The 18,179-nt window shown below is 61.0% G+C and carries 14 protein-coding genes; 5 read left to right on the forward strand and 9 right to left on the reverse strand.

Annotation, left to right across the window (positions count from 1 at the left end):
- Positions 1-7: 7 nt before the first annotated feature.
- The 3 genes from V8J81_RS16220 to V8J81_RS16230 form a co-directional block, all read right to left on the reverse strand.
- Positions 8-2,845 carry a calcium-binding protein gene (locus tag V8J81_RS16220; protein WP_368476788.1) on the reverse strand — a complete coding sequence of 946 codons (2,838 nt, stop codon included), beginning with the start codon at positions 2,843-2,845 and terminating at the stop codon, positions 8-10.
- Positions 2,846-3,064: 219 nt separating this feature from the next.
- Complete coding sequence (locus V8J81_RS16225; protein ID WP_368476789.1) at positions 3,065-3,736, reverse strand: ABC transporter ATP-binding protein; 672 nt, start codon at positions 3,734-3,736, stop codon at positions 3,065-3,067.
- 13 nt (positions 3,737-3,749) lie between these two features.
- Positions 3,750-4,988: a KpsE/RkpR family capsule polysaccharide export protein gene (locus V8J81_RS16230; protein ID WP_368476790.1), complete on the reverse strand. Its 1,239-nt coding sequence runs from the start codon at positions 4,986-4,988 to the stop codon at positions 3,750-3,752.
- A gap of 95 nt (positions 4,989-5,083) precedes the next feature.
- Here V8J81_RS16230 and V8J81_RS16235 point away from each other — a divergent pair, with 95 nt between their 5' ends.
- Positions 5,084-5,893: an ABC transporter permease gene (locus V8J81_RS16235; protein WP_368476791.1), complete on the forward strand. Its 810-nt coding sequence runs from the start codon at positions 5,084-5,086 to the stop codon at positions 5,891-5,893.
- 3 nt (positions 5,894-5,896) lie between these two features.
- On the opposite strand, the gene rlmH is transcribed toward V8J81_RS16235, so the two are convergent.
- The 3 genes from rlmH to V8J81_RS16250 all read right to left on the reverse strand — a co-directional run bounded on the left by rlmH (position 5,897) and on the right by V8J81_RS16250 (position 7,408).
- Complete coding sequence (rlmH, locus tag V8J81_RS16240; RefSeq protein ID WP_368476792.1) at positions 5,897-6,364, reverse strand: 23S rRNA (pseudouridine(1915)-N(3))-methyltransferase RlmH; 468 nt, start codon at positions 6,362-6,364, stop codon at positions 5,897-5,899.
- A gap of 7 nt (positions 6,365-6,371) precedes the next feature.
- Positions 6,372-6,788: a ribosome silencing factor gene (rsfS, locus tag V8J81_RS16245; RefSeq protein ID WP_368476793.1), complete on the reverse strand. Its 417-nt coding sequence runs from the start codon at positions 6,786-6,788 to the stop codon at positions 6,372-6,374.
- Between the two features lie 149 nt (positions 6,789-6,937).
- Complete coding sequence (locus tag V8J81_RS16250) at positions 6,938-7,408, reverse strand: hypothetical protein (protein ID WP_368476794.1); 471 nt, start codon at positions 7,406-7,408, stop codon at positions 6,938-6,940.
- A 118-nt stretch (positions 7,409-7,526) separates the two neighbouring features.
- Here V8J81_RS16250 and V8J81_RS16255 point away from each other — a divergent pair, with 118 nt between their 5' ends.
- The 4 genes from V8J81_RS16255 to V8J81_RS16270 all read left to right on the forward strand — a co-directional run bounded on the left by V8J81_RS16255 (position 7,527) and on the right by V8J81_RS16270 (position 13,827).
- On the forward strand, positions 7,527-8,066 hold the full coding sequence (locus V8J81_RS16255) for a hypothetical protein (RefSeq protein WP_368476795.1): 540 nt from the start codon (positions 7,527-7,529) through the stop codon (positions 8,064-8,066).
- A complete protein-coding gene (locus tag V8J81_RS16260) occupies positions 8,066-8,329 on the forward strand; it encodes a helix-turn-helix domain-containing protein (RefSeq protein ID WP_368476796.1) in 264 nt (87 codons plus the stop codon). The genes V8J81_RS16255 and V8J81_RS16260 overlap by 1 nt, the downstream gene beginning before the upstream one ends.
- 222 nt (positions 8,330-8,551) lie before the next feature.
- Entirely contained in the window at positions 8,552-12,007 is a 3,456-nt protein-coding gene (gene smc, locus V8J81_RS16265) for a chromosome segregation protein SMC (protein ID WP_368476797.1), read from the forward strand.
- Between the two features lie 209 nt (positions 12,008-12,216).
- Positions 12,217-13,827, forward strand: coding sequence for a hypothetical protein (locus tag V8J81_RS16270; protein WP_368476798.1), 1,611 nt, complete (start codon positions 12,217-12,219; stop codon positions 13,825-13,827).
- A 289-nt stretch (positions 13,828-14,116) separates the two neighbouring features.
- Here V8J81_RS16270 and V8J81_RS16275 read toward each other — a convergent pair whose 3' ends face one another.
- The 3 genes from V8J81_RS16275 to V8J81_RS16285 all read right to left on the reverse strand — a co-directional run bounded on the left by V8J81_RS16275 (position 14,117) and on the right by V8J81_RS16285 (position 18,101).
- Positions 14,117-14,959: a ParB/RepB/Spo0J family partition protein gene (locus V8J81_RS16275; protein ID WP_368476799.1), complete on the reverse strand. Its 843-nt coding sequence runs from the start codon at positions 14,957-14,959 to the stop codon at positions 14,117-14,119.
- Between the two features lie 119 nt (positions 14,960-15,078).
- A complete protein-coding gene (locus V8J81_RS16280; RefSeq protein ID WP_368476800.1) occupies positions 15,079-16,257 on the reverse strand; it encodes a lytic murein transglycosylase in 1,179 nt (392 codons plus the stop codon).
- Positions 16,258-16,463: 206 nt separating this feature from the next.
- Positions 16,464-18,101 carry a tetratricopeptide repeat protein gene (locus V8J81_RS16285; protein WP_368476801.1) on the reverse strand — a complete coding sequence of 546 codons (1,638 nt, stop codon included), beginning with the start codon at positions 18,099-18,101 and terminating at the stop codon, positions 16,464-16,466.
- Positions 18,102-18,179 lie beyond the last annotated feature (78 nt).

Genomic DNA, 18,179 nt, shown 5'->3' on the forward strand with positions numbered 1-18,179 from the left:
GCCTCCATCAGAAGATGAAATCACTGGCCCCGAGCCCCGCCGTGTAATCCGCAAGCGTCACGAAATTCTGCGGGTCGCCATCCGCATGCACAAAGGTATGCCCCCCCGCGCTCCAGATCGTGAGATCGCCAAAGCCGGACACACCGATAAGACCGCTGACATCCAGCCTGTCTGAGCCATCCTCATACCCGGCAACCACATCCTCCCCAAAGCCATCGTCGAATACGAACACATCCGCCCCAGTACCCCCGGCGAGGTAATCCTTGCCCAAACCGCCTTCCAACGTGTCATTACCGCCAGAGCCGATCAACGCATCGTCGCCCGCACTGCCAAACAGGTAATCATCACCCGCATCGGCATAGATCGTGTCGTTGCCCAACCCGGCCGACATAACATCCGCGCCGTTCCCGCCGACCAGCACGATATCCTCGCCGTAGCCACTCGCGTTGAGCGTGTCGTTTCCGGTGAACCCCATCACCCATTCCACACCGCTCCATCCGCCAATGTTCAGATCAAGGCCGGATGCGTTGCGCACGACCACCTCGTCATAGCCAGCGCCGCCATGCACCACGTCCCCATCATCGAAGACATAGATCAGGTCATCCCCGGCTCCTGCATCAACACTGTCATTACCGGTCCAACCTAGAATCGTATCCTGCCCGGATCCGCCTGAGATGCTGTCGGCCCCGTCACCGCCCAGAAGCGTGTCGTTGCCTGCACCGCCCTGCACCGTGTCATTACCAGCATTGGCCCAAATGAAGATCGCTTCACTCAGCGCACTGGCGTCAATCACGTCATGGCCGACATTACCCTCGACCCGCTCAATTCCCGACCAACCAGTCAGCGAAATCGCATCGCCCGAGCCGTCAAGAATGATCGCCACGTCAAAGCCCTGCGTGCCGGTATCGGTCAGAAGATGCCCGGCACCCGCATAGTAGAGGTCGTCCCCCTCACCACCGTTCAGCGTATCCGCTCCGCCCAACCCAAGCAGAATATCAGGGTCATCGCCGCCAAAAATCAGGTCATCGCCATCGCCGCCCACCAGCGTGTCCACCCCGGCCATGCCATAAAGGGTGTCATTGCCCGAGCCGCCGTTGAGCGTGTCGTTGTTGATCCCGCCATCCATCTGGTCGGCGCCATCGCCGCCCAAAAGCGTGTCATTCCCGAAGCCGCCCGCAATGCTGTCCGCATCCGTGCCACCATCAACGAAATCATCGCCCAGCCCGGCCGTGATCGTGTCATTGCCGGCACCCGTCACAAACACATCGTCGAGCGAGGTGCCCTGAACATCCTGCGCGCCGGAATTGCCGAAGATCGCATCGAAGTCAGGGGCGCGGCTGGCCGTCGACAGAATCGCGGCCTGCACCTCGGCAGCGCTCAGCATCTGCGCGTTGCGGGTCACGATTTCCACCGTCTCGGACCGCCAGGTCAGAATGGCCCCCGTAGCCGTAGCCGTATATCCGATCTGTTCGGGGTCGTAGAACATCGGCCAATCGCTCAAGTCGAGGCGATCCTGCCCGGGCTGAAAATCCTCAATCCGGTCAGCCAATCCATCGGCGCGCAAGATATAGGTGTCAGCCCCGTCGCCCCCGATCAGCGTGTCCGAGCCGTGGCCATCCTCAATCAGGTCGTCCCCGGCAAAGCCCTGCAACACGTCCGCGCCCGCGCCACCGATCAGGATATCGTCCAGACCGCCGCCTGAAAGCGTAGTGCCATGATGGCCCGCCATTTGCGTCACACCCTGAACCGAAAGGTCCAGCGTAACCTCCGCGTAGCCGCCTTGTGCCTCGGTCGCTGCAAAGACACGCATCGTGTCGCCGTCCATCATCGTGGCCGTGGCGGCCACGTTGTCGAAGCCCGTGGTCTCGGCCGAGGTCATCACATCCAGCAACTGCAACCGCCCACTTGGCAACATCGCAAACAGGGTCAGCCCATCATCGCCACCCCCGGCCAACACGTAGACCTGACCGTTATGTTCCACCACATCAAGCGTCTGCACCTGCCCGAACCGCGTATCCGCAGTGTCGTTGAGATGTTCAACGTCCCGGATGGAGCCATCCTCTCCGATCTCCAACACCGTCAGCGCACCCGATTGGCCCTGCCCATCACTGGGGGCCGAGGCCACGATGATAAACACCTTATCCCCGATATTAACCAACGCACTGTCCGTCGGCGTCATGATACCGAGGCCTTCGTTCACACCCATGTTCGCGGTGTTGAACAGCTTGTTCGTGGGATCGATGTAGAACACCGACACGCCGCTATCGGCTTGGCTGACGCTGGCCATGAACTCGACGCCGTTAACCTCGAACGTGTTGATGCCAATCGCGTCGCTCACATAGGTTTGCGCGGTATCTTTCACGGTAATCTGCTGCGTCAGGGTTCCGTTCGCGGCAATCGCGTAGCCCTGAATCTCGCCAGAGGCCTCCGGCGCCATGAACAGCATGTCCGCGCCCCATTGCGACAGGTCGATCGACCGGTCATTTCCGGCATTCACGCCCGACATCAGGCTGCTTTGTCCAATATCGCCGTTGCCAGCCAATTCGAACAGGCGCACCTGCTGCGTGCCCGAAGCGGCAACCGCCAAAGAGACAGTGCCGTTATTGTCCAGCAAAGCCAGATCGCGCATCACGCCATCAGACCAGGCCGCGTCGAAATAGGCGAAATCAGCAAGGCTGGCAGAACCCGGCTGGCCAAGATCATAGGCCGTTAGTCCACCCAACTGGCCGGACGTGGCATAGAGCATCGGCCCCGTGACGCCCTCGACCACCATCAGGTCCGTGATCCCCACATCCAAACTGGTTTGACCGGCACTAAACCGGCTTTCGAATACCAACTGCGGCATCGTTTATTACCCCGTATCGCTCGACAACGAAGGTGGGGGTGGGGCGGGTTTTGGCTGTGGAATAATCGCGGCGGAATGGCGGACAATCTGGGCGGAAGGGCGAAAATCCCGCTCAATTTTCGGATCAGAGTTAAGGTATTTGGGCGGTACGAAATGGCAGAGCGTGCCCGCTCAAGTCACGGCAGGCCGCCTGAAAATCAGGGTCAAAATGCGCAGGCGTCATGCTTCGTCCGGACGACGAAGCAATGTTGTTTGGTGAATCTCAATCGCTTCATCGAGGTTCGAGAAGTAGCGCAATCGCCCGTCCTCAAGAACAAGCGCATGGTCACAATATTCCCGCAGCTCGGCGAGGTTATGGTTCACCATGATCGCCCCGGCCTTCTGCATCCGATCCCGAAACACCGCCTTGCTCTTTTGCCGGAACGAGGCATCGCCCGCCCCCGTCACCTCATCAACCAGATAGGTATCAAACGCGATGCCCATCGACAGGCCAAACGTCAGGCGAGAGCGCATGCCTTGGCTGTAGGTCCGCACCGGCATCCGAAAATGCGCGCCAAGTTCTGCGAAGTCCTGTACGAAATCGGCCAACTCATCCGTATCGACACCATAGATGCGCGCAATGAAGCGGGTGTTCTGCGCGCCGGTCAGCTGCGGATGAAAAGATCCGGCAAATCCCACCGGCCAAGAAATCGACCCATCACTGACTACGCGTCCCGCATCGGGCCGCATATTGCCCGCGATGATCTGCATCAGCGTCGACTTGCCCGCCCCATTCCGCCCCAGCAGGGCCAGCGACTGTCCCGACGGGATCGTCAGGTTCAGATTGTTGATCACGACACGCCGCGTGCCGTTGACCATGAAGCTTTTCGTGAGGTTTTCGAACCGGATCATCGGGCGAGCCGCCTTACTGCCGATCCCGGATCGAATAGACGATCAGCGCAATGATCGACCACGCAATCAGTAGGAACAGACCTGCCTGCGCCAAGATCATAGCATTGCGCGGATATTCGGGCCCGTCCGGCACGCTCGGCTCGATATAGACCGCCAGATAACGGCTTTGTCGCGCCGCATTGGTCCGCGCCAGATCGAGTGCTGCAACAGCCAACCCATGGGTCGTCTCCGCCAATTCGCGCGCCACGACCAGTCCCTCATACTCCGTCATCAGATCGGAATACGCTTCATCGCGGCCGGTCTCACCGACAACGTTGAACGTCCCGCGCTCCTCGGAAATCCTGGCCCGGATCGCCGCGATCCGTTGCCGCATCTGTTGCAGGCGCGTGTCGTTCGGGTTGGAGGTATTCGCGCTCAGCAGATCATATTCCACCAGCACTTCCGCAAGTTGCTGTTGCAGGTTCGTCAAAACCCCCAGCCGCCCTTCCAGATCAATCTCCGGGTCCACGATCTGAGTACGCGACCGGAACGCCGCCAAATCCTCCCGCGCTCGAACGAGCCGTTGCGTCGTCACTGCCAGATCATCCTCGGCATAGCGCACCGAATCCGTGCGCACCGCCGCGTTCAACTCATTCAAAAGCGCTTGGCTTTCCTCGATGATCGCCTGCGTGATCCCATGGGCAGTCTCCGGATCAAACGCCAGAACCTGCAACTCCATTAGCCCCGTCGCCTGATCGTAGCTCAGCCGCACAACCCGCTGCCAGTAACTCACGAAATCCTCAATCGTGGCATCGGGTGCCAGCGCAAAGATCGGATCCCGCTCATGGGTCTGCGCATAATGCGCCCGCAAATCCTGCCGTTCCAATAACCGCTCCACCAGTGTCTGGCTTTCGATGAACTCATGCAGAATATCGCCATCCACATTCGCAGGCCCCGCCGCAAGCTGCGTGATCCCACCCAACAGGTCGGTAGGCATCGTCATCTCGTTCGAGCGCACGGTGAACCCGACGGTGGAGGCATATTGCGGCGTCGCACGTTCGGTCAGGTAGAAGGCCGCCGCCGCGAACGGCAACAACACCAGCACCAGGAATGACGCAATCTGCCCCCAATGGCGAAACCGCATCTTCGCCGGGCCCACGGTGGCCCGGACCTGTATCACCTTTGCCGGTTCCGCTCCGGCCCGCGCCGCCGCCGCGATCCGCGCAGCCGCTTCGTCATCTTCGACCAGTTTTGGTTTCGGCAAGGCTGACATTCTGTCCCCGACATTCATCACTTGTTGACCAGAGCCATTGATACTGAGTCCCGTTAATTCCGGATGAATGCCCCGCTCGAAATGTGAGGATCCGCGTGACCAGCCACGCCCAACCGCAACGCGCGGCCCTGCCGACGGGCAAGCTGACCCGCGCCGCCCGCGCCACCCTGGCGCTGATGCTGCGCGAGATGTCGACGCGCTATGGCCGCTCCCCCGGCGGCTATGTTTGGGCCGTGCTGGAGCCTATCGGCGCGGTCATCGTGATCTCCATCGCGCTGCAATTCCTGATCCGCGTGCCGCCGCTCGGCTCATCCTTCCTGCTCTTCTACGCCTCAGGCTATCTGGTGTTTTACCTCTACAACACGCTGCAACAGCATATCAGCCTGGCGCTCACCTTCTCCAAACCGCTTCTGATGTACCCGGCCGTTTCATGGATCGACGCCGTGCTGGCACGCTTCCTACTCAACACGCTCACGGGCATCGGCGTCGTCGCCATCTCCATGACCGGGATCATCTGGTGGACGGAAACAAACACCACACTCGACCTTGCCCCGATCCTCGGCGCGCTCCTGATGATGGCGATGCTTGGTCTGGGTCACGGCACACTCAACTGTGCCCTCGTTGGCCTGTTCCCGGCTTGGGCGCAGGTATGGGGCATCCTCTCACGCCCGCTTCTCGTGGCAGCCGGCGTGTTTTTCATCGTCGAAGACCTGCCCCAAAACGCGCAGGACGTACTGTGGTGGACCCCATGGATTCACGCCACCACCTTGTTCCGGCAAGGTGTCTACCCGACCTACCAGCCCGACTACGTGTCGTTCACATTGGTCATGCTCTGGGCGCTGATCCCGCTGTTCTTCGGGCTGTTGCTGCTGCGCCGTCACCGCCAGGATATCCTGATGCAGTAGAGGTCAGACCCGGTGATAGGGCGAACCCGACAGGATCGACGCGGCCCGGTACAACTGCTCGGACAGCATCACGCGGGCCAGCATATGCGGCCACACCATCTTGCCGAACGAAATTGCTAGCCCCGCCTGCGCCCGAAAGCCCGGGTCCGTCCCATCCGCGCCACCAATCACAATCGCCAGATCCCCGGTCCCGCGATCCCGCTGCGCCCCCAACCGGCGCGCAAAATCAGGGGATGTCATCACATCACCCCGTTCATCCATCACCCAGAACGCCTCACACGGCAGGGCCTTGCGCAGAAGCTCCGCCTCGCCCGCCATGCCACCGCCCTTGCGGTCTTCGACCTCCACAACACGGCCAAGCGTCAGCCCAAGGCCGCGCCCCGTCTTGTCGAACCGATCCAGATATTCGTCAATCAGCGCCTTCTCCGGTCCACCCTTCAGGCGGCCGACGACGCAAAGATGAACCTTCATCCAGCTTTCAGGTGGCCGCCGGCGGCTGCCACATCTTCTCAAGCTGGTAGAAGTCACGCACCTCGGGCCGGAACACGTGAACAATCACGTCCGCCGTGTCGATCAGAACCCAATCGCCCGCATCCTTGCCTTCCATCTTCGCGAGAAGGCCAAACTCCGCCTTCAACCGCTCGACAAGCTTTTCCGAAATCGCCGCAACCTGCCGGGTCGACCGGCCAGAGGCCACGACCATGTAATCGGCGATCGACGACTTGCCGCGCAGATCGATCTGCACAACGTCTTCGGCCTTGTCTTCGTCAAGAGAGGTCAGGATCCGCTTCAACAGCTCCTCGCTGGAGTAAGTCGGTTCAGGGCGCGCATGTCTTGCGCTTGGTGCGGCGGTCGGTGCCGCCTGAGTAAGTCCGGTCAGGACCTTATCCTCCATGGCTCACGCGCCTGAAAAACCCCGGCGCCGGGCTGTGGACAGAATAACATTGCCCTTGTCGCATCTCAACTATGCGCTCGGGCAAGGCGATCCAAGTGTTGCGGCAAGCCCCTGAACGGGCCGCGCCGCAACGTCACAAGCGCTGCCGTTTAACGACAAGGCTGCAGGAGTCCAACCGTCTCCGCATCATAAATGCGTGTCAGCGGCACATTGTCGAACAGCGGCAAGAATGCGCCGCCCGGCTCCAACTGCAACGCCATCGTGAACCGCGCGTTGTCAGCCGGTCCGCCTCCCACGGCACATGGCGCGAATCCCGCGCTGAAGCTGCCGTTGGTCCCGTTCGGGTCCGCCGCCTCCCACCCGCGCACGCGGGCGATATCCGCCCGCATCCTGACCTGCGCGTCTTCCGCCACGCGCCACACGTCGCCCGTGTTGACCAGCGGATACTGCCCGTCCAACGCCTCGCCCGTTGCGGTCTCCGTCGTGATCCGCAGCTCTGCCGTGCCCGACACCACCGCGACCCCCTCCGGAAGCTCCAACTGAACCGCCATGACCGAGGGGTCAGTCTCAAGCGGATTCATCGTCGCCAATTGCAAAGCGGTCATCGGGTTGATCGACATGCATCCCCCTAAAACCACGCTCAAACCCAGGACAAAGACACCACGCATCATATTTCCTCTTTCGAATCATTTTTTATTGTTTTACAGAAAATTTATATTGCTGAAAAGAGAGGTCATTATGTCTGACGCCATTCTTCGCCTGCGCCGCATCGCACGGCCCATGTCCTATCTTGTGACCGCCGCCATGGTGCTTCTGCCACTTGCTTTAATCATCGCAGCGCTCAGCGGCGCGTATGATGAGGCCTATCTCCGCAGCACGTTCAGCGGCGTGACCCTGCCTGAGCAGATCGGCACCTTCGCCTGGATCGTAATTTATGGAATCGCCATCCTGTCCGTCGGCCTCATCCTTACCGCGCTCTGGCAAATGCGCACGCTCTTCTCGCTTTATGCGATGGGCGATGTATTCGGCCCCGACGCGGCCCGTGCGATCCGGCAAACCGGCCTGACCCTGCTTGTGCTGGCCGCCGTCGGCGTCATCGGCAACACGCTGATCATCCTCGCGCTGACGACCAACAATCCGGCGGGCCAACGCGCCCTGTCGATCGGGTTTTCCAGCGACGACATCTTCCTGTTCTTCACCTCCGGCCTGCTCGTCGCGATCGGGTGGGCCATGTCCGAGGCAACGCGCATCGCGGATGAGAACAAGGGATTCGTCTGATGGCCGCGGAAATCATCGTCCGCCTCGATGTCATGCTGGCCCTTCGCAAAATGAAAAGTCGGGAGCTTGCGGCGCAGATCGGTATCACCGAGGCGAATCTGAGCCTGCTGAAAAGCGGCAAGGTGAAGGGCATCCGGTTCGAGACACTGGCCAAGATCTGTGAGGTGCTCGATTGCCAGCCCGGCGACCTGTTGGAGGCTGTCCCGACACCACCACTGGGCGACCAAAGTCCTCCCGAACGGGAACAGTTCGACAGGCATTAACCATGAAACTCCTCCCGTTCGGGCACAACTCTTCCCGAACGGGAGGAGTATTTGCGCTCTTGGTCCGTCGTGCCAATGCACTCATAGATTTGCCTGATCAGCATATATCTTGGGGATAACCCGCCCATCGGTGCCATATAAAGCGTAGAGTTGTTGACTCAGCCCGGGCCAATCCGGACACTCTCGGAACTCAAGAATCGCGGCAATCAAGGCAGGCATCCCGTGCGGTTTACCAAGCTCAGGCTCAATGGATTCAAGTCCTTCGTCGACCCCACGGACCTCGTGATCGCCGATGGTCTGACCGGTGTTGTCGGCCCCAATGGCTGCGGAAAATCCAATCTTCTTGAGGCGTTACGCTGGGTGATGGGTGAAAACCGCCCTACCGCAATGCGCGGCTCGGGCATGGAGGATGTGATCTTTGGCGGTGCCGCCACGCGCCCCGCCCGCAACTTCGCGGAAGTGTCTCTTCAGATCGACAACGAAGAGCGCCTCGCCCCCGCCGGTTTCAACGAAGAAGACCAGATCGACATCGTCCGCCGCATCACCCGTGATGCCGGAAGTGCTTATAAACTCAACGGAAAAGACGTCCGCGCCCGTGACGTTTCCATGCTGTTCGCAGACGCCTCCACCGGCGCGCACAGCCCCGCCTTGGTCCGTCAGGGTCAGATTTCCGAGTTGATCAACGCCCGCCCCAAAGCCCGTCGTCGCGTCCTTGAAGAAGCCGCAGGCATCTCCGGCCTCTACCAGCGCCGGCACGAAGCTGAGCTGAAATTGAAAGCGGCTGAGACCAATCTGGCCCGTATCGACGACGTGCTCGAACAGCTGGCCAGTCAGCTTAACTCCCTGGCACGGCAGGCAAAACAGGCCGCGCGCTATCGTGAAATTGGGTCGGAGCTTCGCCTCGCAGAGGGTCTTTTCCTGTTCCTCCGATGGCGCGACGCTGACGCCGCCCGCCTCCGCACGGAAGAAGCTCTGCGCGACGGCACCACCACCGCCGCCCAAGCCGAAGCAGCCGCACGTGAGGCCGTCAAAGCCCGCGAAGCCGCCGAAGAGGCCCTACCCCCACTCCGCGAAGAAGACGCCGTCGCCGCCGCAATTCTCCAACGTTTGTTGGTCGAACGCGACTCGCTGCAGGCCGAAGCAGATCGCGCCGAAGCCGCCGTCGAAACCCTCACCGCGCGCATCGCTCAGATCGACAAGGACAGGGAGCGGGAAGAAACCCTGAACGCCGATGCCTCCGAGACCGTCGAGCGTCTGCGCACTGAACGCGTTGAACTTCAGGCCAAGCAGGATGGGCAGGATGAACGCCTCGCCCTCGCCCGCGATGAAGTGACCGACGCGCGCTCGGTGCTTGCGGGGCAAGAGGCCGAACTCTCTGATCTCACAGAACAATCTGCCGCGCTCGCCGCGCGCCATCAGGCCATTGAACGCCGGATCGGAGAGGCCGAGAAAGCCGTCGCCCGCAACGAAACTGACGCCGAAACCGCCAAATCCGCAGCGTCCGAGGCCGCAACACGCCTCGAAACCCTCAAGCAAGAGGCCACCGACGCCGCAGACGCCCTGACGCGCGCCACTGACCTCGTGGCCCGCGCCGAAGAGGCTCTGCTGTCTACCGAAGTCGCCCGTGCTGAGGCGCAGACGGCAGAAGCCGAAGCGCGCTCGGCCAGATCAGAGGCCGAGGGCCGCGCAGGCACACTAGACGCCGAAGTCACCGCCTTGGCTCGTGTGTTGGAGCGCGACCGGGGCGACGGCGGCCAAGTCCTTGACGAAGTAAGCGTTTCTCCGGGGTTTGAGGCTGCCATTGGTGCGGCCCTATCGGACGATCTGAAAGCCGCGCGCGCAGGCACACAGGGCGCCTCCGGTTGGTCTGACCTACCCGGCTACGACGCCACTGCACCGCTCCCGTCGGGCGCGCAACCCGCCAGCGAAGTGACGAAAGCGCCCACCGTCCTGGCCCGCCGCCTTTCCCAGATCGGCATCATCGACGCTGCCGACGGCGCGCGCCTCCAGCCCCTGCTTCAACCCGGCCAACGCCTCGTCAGCCGCGAGGGCGATCTATGGCGCTGGGACGGTTTCGCAGTTGCTGCAGCCGACGCCGTGTCCACCGCTGCGCGCCGTCTGGAACAGGCTAACCGTCTGACTGAACTGCAAAATGATCAAGCCAAAGCACGCGAGCTTGCCGATAAGGCCGCCGCTGCCCATGAAGCTGAATCAACGCGCCTTGCTGAGTTGACTGAGGCCGACAAAGCCGCACGCACGGCCCGCCGCGATGCCGAAACCCAGCTGAGCCAGGCCAGCCGTACTGCCGCGCGAGCAGAGGCCGACCAAAGCGTTCTCGATGGAAAGCTTGAGACACTCCGCCTGACCGCCGCCCGCCACGCTGAAGAGGCCGAGACCGCCCGTGCAGAACTTGTTCGTGCACAGGACTCGCTGGCTGAGTTGGATGATCTAGACGCCGTGCGCCAGAAACTCGCCGATGTGAAAACCACGGTTGAGGCCGCACGGATGACGATGCTGGCCAAGCGCGCCGCGTTTGATGAGGTGAAACGCGACGGTGAGGATCGCGTGTCCCGGATCACCAAGATCGGGCAGGAAATCACCTCCTGGCAGAGCCGTTTGACCAATGCCGCGACGCGGTTGGCCGAGCTGGAGAAGCGGCGCGGTGAGGCTGAAGTTTCGCTGGCCGATGCGAAGCAGAAACCCGGTGAGATTGCTGAGCGGCGCGAAACCTTGGCCGTTCAGATCACCGAGGCTGAGACGCGGAAGGCGGCGGCGGCGGATGCTTTGTCTGTTGGCGAGTCCAATCTGCGGGCGGCGACGGCTGCGGAGCGGGATGCGGAACGCGCCGCGTCTGAGGCGCGGGAAGGGCGCGCGGCGGCGGAAGCGCGGCGGGATGCGGCGGCGGAGGCTGTGCAGGCCGCGGCTGAGCGGATCATGGAAGATACCGAGATGGAGCCGGACGCCTTGCGCGAAAGCCTTGGCGATTTGCCGGAGCCTTTGCCGACGTTGGATCGCATAGAAGCCGATGTCATGCGGCTGCGGCGGCAGCGGGATGCTTTGGGCGCGGTGAACCTGCGCGCCGAAGAGGATGCGCGAGAGGTTCGGGAAGAGCATGATGGGCTCCTGACCGAGAAAGAGGATCTGGAAGCGGCGATTGCGAAGCTGCGGACGGGGATTGCCTCGCTGAATAAGGAAGGACGCGAGCGGCTGTTGAAGGCGTTCGACGAGGTGAACGCGAACTTCTCGAAGCTGTTCACGCACCTGTTTGGGGGCGGGGAAGCGCGGTTGGTGCTGGTGGAATCGGACGATCCGCTGGAGGCGGGGCTTGAGATCTTGTGCCAACCGCCGGGCAAGAAACTCTCGACGCTGTCGCTCCTATCGGGGGGGGAACAAACGCTGACGGCGCTGGCGCTGATCTTTGGGGTGTTCCTGGCGAACCCGGCGCCAATCTGTGTGCTGGACGAGGTCGACGCGCCGCTGGACGATGCGAACGTGAACCGGTTCTGCGACATGCTGGATGAGATGACGCGCCAGACGGATACACGGTTCCTGACGATCACCCACCACGCGGTCACGATGGCTCGGATGGACCGGCTGTTCGGGGTGACGATGGGCGAGCAGGGGGTGAGCCAGCTTGTGTCCGTCGACCTGAAAAAGGCCGAGGCCCTGGTGGCCTGAGGGGAGCTGCTCACGCGTGAGCAAGTGGGTTAAGTGATTGGTATTGTTTGATTATGTGGATTTTTCTAAGGTTTTGTTAACACAATTTTAGTGGCTTCACATAACGCATTCGAAGCATGGATTGCTCTATTTCGTAGCAGTCCGGGATTGTTAAAATATGCACGTCGCGTTAATTGAACTCCCCCACTTACTCAAATGGTTCTTTTCCAATGAACACAGTCTTTTCTGAGGCTCTTGCACCGCTATCCAAGAAAATGCCTCGCGCAGTGCGCGACATTGAGATTCTACGTGTATCTGCGCAACTCGACGGAGACGAATTTCTCGCTTCTTCAGACGCAGCCAGAAACGCCGCCTTAACTTGGACTAGAAAGAGGGCCGGGCGGAATTTGCCGAAAGCTGCCTGGGATTTCGGCGAATTTGAGCTCCTCGTGGGTGGTAGAAGCAGCACTGCCGTTCGAATTGAACACGACTCCTTGGATTTGTGGGCACTTCGCATGGAAGACCCGGATAAAACGGTAGCCGGGCGCGTTTGGTCTACCGAAATCGTTGTCGGCGGTCAGGTCGGAAGCAGGCCACACATCAGCTTGCGCTTAATCGTGAGCACGTCCGAGCCAGATTTTTTTGTTGAACATCATGTACCTGGACCGATCCTACAGATGGTCGACGCGCCTGGTCTGATCCGGGGAGCAAGACGGCTCACGTCAGAACCCATCTTGATAACAAATGAAAACGATGCTGAGGACCTTTGCGACCATCTTGAAGATGCTGAGCGCCGTTTGCCTGTTTTTGTTGCTTCTATTAAACCCGAGGAAAAGAGCCCGGCCATTGATGTCGCAGTGCTCGCGCGCGCAGTCGCCGGTTTGGCAAGAGTCGCAGTTATTCCTGCCGATCTTACTTGGGTTTTAACAAGACGTTTCGGTAAGTATCGAGCGGTATTCAACGGTGGTGTTAGGGCGTACTTGCGTGGATTTACTGCGGCAGATGACCCTTTCAGACATCGACTGTTTTTGGAAGCCGATTTAAGAAAGAAACAAGGGGCGGAATCCTGTCTACGCAATCTTCGTGCTCTGGCAGCGGAAATCAGCATTTCCGAGACGCGTTTGGGAAAGGATATACTTGATTTTGCTTCGGTTCGTACCGCGAGTCGCAGACTTATAAATACTGATCTTTCAGATCGCTCAGCGCCTGATGATGAACTCCTTAAAACAGCCGAGTCTTTGGTTGAAAGCTTGGAAAAGCAAGTTGAGGAGAAAGACAAGGAGATTGACGGATACATCGAAGAAGTTGAGGCCGTCGAAGATCGCGCGCATGCGGCGGAGCAAGAAAACCGATCTTTGTTGTATCGTGTGAGGCAGCTTCAGGATGCATTGGCTCTTGGAGGTATGACTCCAACACAAGAACCACCGTTACCCCAAAGCTGGTCGGAATTCATAGATTGGCTGGACCAAACATATCCTGACAAAGTGCTTTTGACCCCTTCCGCTCGTCGCATGGTTCGTGCGCCAGAGTTCGAGGATGCAGCGTTGGTTGCACGTACGATAGTATGGCTAGCAACAATCCAACACGAGCGGCGGATAAACGGAGGCGGAAGCCTACGAGATGTCGTCATTGAAAATGGCATACTGAACTCGCCGTGCGGTGGGGATACCTATTCTGCAGAATGGAAGGGTCGGCGCTATGATGTGGATTGGCACATAAAGACTGGCGGTAATGTGCGCGATCCAAAGAGATGCCTGCGCATTTACTACTTTTGGGAAACCGAAATCCAGCAAACCATTATTGATCATTTGCCTTCCCACAGGCGCACTGCAGCTAGCTAGCTCATCGACGGGCCGCGGTGCGGCGATCCGGCGGGCGTTCCGAGGCGCTTTCTGGTGGCCAAGCACGTCCCACAGAACGAACGAAGCACCAAGACCAGCCAAATCGCTGTACCGGGGGGCGGCCCGGCGATGCGGGGGCGCTGCGCGCCTGTTAACCCGCTTTGGTGCGTTGAATTGAGGTTAGATATCCCGGGCCAAGGCCCGGTTTACGGGCGGCGGGACAAGTCCCGCCCTACCAATCGGGCGTGGGGCCGGTGCACCATGAATGTGCACCCTACGGGGTGGGTCGTTAGCGTTGGCGGTGGCCGAAGGTGTCTTCGACGTAGTCCATAATATCCTCCATCAACGGCCCGCAAGCTGTTTTACCGGTGAACCGCAGGGTCCAGCCGTCTTTGGTGCGCTCTCGTCTCACGGTCAGGTCGTCTTGGACGCGGACGTGGTGTCTCGGGCGGCCCTTTTTGTATTGAAGGCGGGGGGCTTTGGCCTCGGCTTCGGCGTCGTCCATGATGGCCGTCAGCAGACTCCATTGGATTGCCGGGGATGTGTCGGAGGATTCTTGCAGGGCAATCAGCATGGTGTCTCCCATGCCGCCCCGCAGGTTCGTGGCGAGGCGGGTGAGTTGGCGTTGGGAAAGGCCGCGGGGGTCGGTGAGAGCGTGGTCGCCGAAGTGTTGCACGACTTCGGTGGTGGCGCGGAGGCGGGCGGTGCGGTTGCGGTCGTAGGTGGGGAAGAGGCGGGGGATGGCCTGGTCGAGGGTGTCGAAGAGGCCCGCGTCGATGGCGGTGAGGCAGATTTTGGCGCGCTCCCACGGGGTGATGTCGGCGCGGATCTCGTTCTCCTCGATCATGGACGCCATGGCGGCGGTGGCGTCAGCAGGGGTGCGGAGGAAGGCGGAGATTTCGGTGAGGCCAAGGTTGCGATGCGCGGTGAGGCGGCGGAAACCGGAGATGAGCGCGTAGGGCGGGCCGACGTTGTCTCTGGCGCGGCAGACCTCGACGGGCATGCGGAGGCCGTGGGCGGCGATGGAGAGTTCCAGATCGGCGAGCGCCGTGGGGTCGAGGGCGGTGCGGTCACGGGGGAGCGCGTTGGCGTCGATCTGGTCGAGGGGGATGTGGTGGATGTCGTGTGTCATGGCGCCGATCCTTCTGCGAGAGGGCAGGAAGGATCGGCTGGTTGGGTTAGCGAGAGGTTAATCAGCGCAATCCGAAAAGTGGGAACCGGTTTTCGGACAAATTGCGCGTTATTGAAAACCTACAGCGCGTTGAGCAGCGCGGCGGTGGGCCAGGCGTCTGCGGGGAGGCCGAGGCGGCGCTGTTCCTCGCGCACGGCGGCGCGGGTGCCGGCGCCGAGGATGCCGTCGATGCGGCCCACGTCATGGCCCCGGGCGGCGAGGAGTTCCTGCAGGCGGCGCATCTGGTCACCGTTCAGGCCCGCGTCGGGGTTGCGGGCGTCGAAGACCGGCGCGCCTTCGAGGCGGGTGGCGAAATAGGCGGCGGTGAGGACGTAGGTGAAGCTTTGGTTCCACTCGAACAGCACGTTGAAGTTCGGGTAGGCGATGAAGGCGGGGCCGTTGCGCCCCTGCGGGATGACGATGGAGGCCTGGGCGTTCGACATGGGCAGGTTGCCGCCGGCGCGGGCGCGGACGCCGTCGGCCTCCCACTCCGCCACGGAGCGGGTGGTGTGGACGCCGGTTTGATACCAGTCGAGATCGGCGGGAAGGGTGACTTCGACGAGCCAGGGCTCATTGGCGCGCCAGCCGAGGGAGGAGAGGATATTCGCGCCGGACATGAGGGCGTCGGGGGCGGAGGTTTGCAGGTAGACGTGGCCGTCGCCGTCGCCGTCGATGCCGAAATTGACGATGTCTTCGGGGAGCATCTGGACCATGCCGATCTCACCGGCCCAGGCGCCTTGGGTGTTCACGGGGTCGAAATCGCCCTGCTCGAAGAGTTCGAGAGCGCCGAACACCTCGGGGCGGAACAGCTCGGGGCGGCGGCAATCGTGGGCGAGGGTCACGAGGCTGTCGAGCGTGTTGTAGTCGCCTTGGAAGGCGCCGTAGTCGGTCTCGAACGCCCAGAAGGCCAGAAGGATACCGCGGGAGACGCCGAAGCGTTCCTGAATGGCGTTGAAGGTGGCGGCCTGACGCTCGGCATTGCGGCGGCCGGCATCCATGCGGTTCTGGGAGATCAGGCGGCGGGCGAAATCGGTGAAGGGGACGGTGAAGATGCCCTGGCGGCGGTCGGCATCCAGCGCGCGCTGGTAGAAGCTTGCGTGGCGGAAGAAGGCGTCGATATTTTCCTGGGAGTGGCCGCGTTCGGCGGCCTCGGCGCGGAGGCCCTGGACGAATTGGCCGAAATCGCCGCCGCATTGTTGGGCGGTGGCGGTCGTGCCGAGGGTGAGGGAAAGAAGCAGCGGGGCGAGGAAACGGCGCATGTGAAATGACCCTGTTGGAGAAGCGTTTTGCGAGAAGATACAGGGTGGGGGGTGTGAGGCAAGTAGGATGCGCGCGCGGGCTTCGCATTCCAGAAAAGCTTTGACGGAATTCCGTTACTCAAGTCGTCCATAAGCACAGCCCCGCGCGGGTTACCGGTACTGAATATTCAATGCCGGGACGGCAGACGGTCCGATGCCCAAACCCCCTATGCTGCCTTTGCCTTGCTCCGACAAAAGCACGATGCACGAACGGGTACGGTTGCGCGCGCAACGGCCTGATCCAACAAGAGTTTCAGGTGCCGCGCCTCGACATGCTCGCCGCGTCTAACCAGACATTCATGCAGGCCATGCAAGGACCAGACATTGCGTGGATGTTGGCAAGGGCGCGAGAGGGTGTCATCGAGGCCCAGATCGGCGCGGTAGACGGCCTCGGCCTCAGCAAACTGGTCGGCCTCCATCAGCAAAGCGCCCAAAGCGTGCCGCGCGGGCTGCATCCAGCCCCAAGGCTCGTCATAAAGGAGATTGTCTTCCAAAGTGACTGACCGGCGCAGGTGATCCAAGCCTTCGTCGATCCGACCCACCTTGAACGCAATCTCGCCGTTCATCATGGCTTCGCCGACCTTCAACACGTCTTCCGAGGTGTTGTTAAAGACCATCCAATCGTCCGGGAGCTTGGTAAGCGCCTCGACGGCCAATGCGCTTTCCTGAAGAGCTTGATCCGACATGCCAAGATTGGCGAAGGCAATGGCGCGGGCCTGATGCATGGCGACCGTGGTGTAGAGATATAGGTCACGGTCTTCTGGAAACGGCTCATCCAGAATGGCTTGCCACTGCCCAAAGCGTACCATGACGTGGATCTTCTTGCCGTAGAAGCTTTCAAAGAGTTCCGGCATGTAGCGGACCACGTCGTCGGGAAGCATCTCGATCAGCCGTTCGGAGGCGGCAAGGGCGACTTCGGGCTGGCCGAGGAACATCGCGCCATAGGCTTCGAAATGAACGTTGTGGATGCGGTAGACGGTGTAGAAGTTCTTGGCACCCGCTAATTTCTCATACTTCTTATCAACCTCGGCGGCGGCGTGGTTGCGCGCGACCACGTTCTGATAGTCGCCGCAGAGCACATCGATATGCGTCGCCATATGAACCAGATGGCCGCTGTCAGGCACTAGATCGGTCAGGCGGTCCCCGTGCCGTAAGGCCTTTTCCGGTGTTGGCGACATCTCCATGAGGTGGATGTACATGTGCAACAGGCCGGGATGATCCCAGGCGCCTGGCAATGCCGCAAAGGCGCGCTCGAGCGCTGTCTGCGCCTCGATGGTTGAGGCTCCTTCCGCGGGCTGGCCTGTTTTGAGGTCCCAAAGCAGCCATGGGGTTCGATTCATCAGCGCTTCGGCGAAGATCGTGACAACCTCCAGATCGCCCGGGTGTTTTTCGTATACGCGGCGCATGCTGTCGGAGAAGGCATCGTTCCAAGGACCGAAATCCTCGATGGTCGGATCGTCGGGATAGCGTTCTGCCAGAGCCGCGATCAGGTCGTTTTCGACCGGGCTGAGCCTGTCTCTTAGCGCGCGGGCCTCTGCTATGGCCTTGTGGGCGCGATCGAGAGTGGCCTGACGTTCATCGGCGTCAAAGAATTCCCACGGTTTGTTGTAATTCGGCCCAATGGCGTAAGCGATGCCCCAGAGGGCGGCTCCGCATCCGGGGTCCGCGTCATGCGCTTGCGCGAAGGCTTCGGCAGCGGCTTCGTGATTGTAGCCGTAAAGCCAGTTCAATCCGAGATCGAAGGCCGATTGCGCTTTCACCGATGACGTTGAGATGGGTCGTGAATATGCACCTAGATCAAACATTGCCCTTAAATCCCCCCGTTGTGTGTGGCCAGTCTTGCAAATCCGAATGGACGGACCGTCACCGAGTTTAGCACAACA

Origin of the sequence: Gymnodinialimonas sp. 202GB13-11 (assembly GCF_040932485.1) — a bacterium.
Lineage (GTDB): Bacteria > Pseudomonadota > Alphaproteobacteria > Rhodobacterales > Rhodobacteraceae > Gymnodinialimonas > Gymnodinialimonas hymeniacidonis.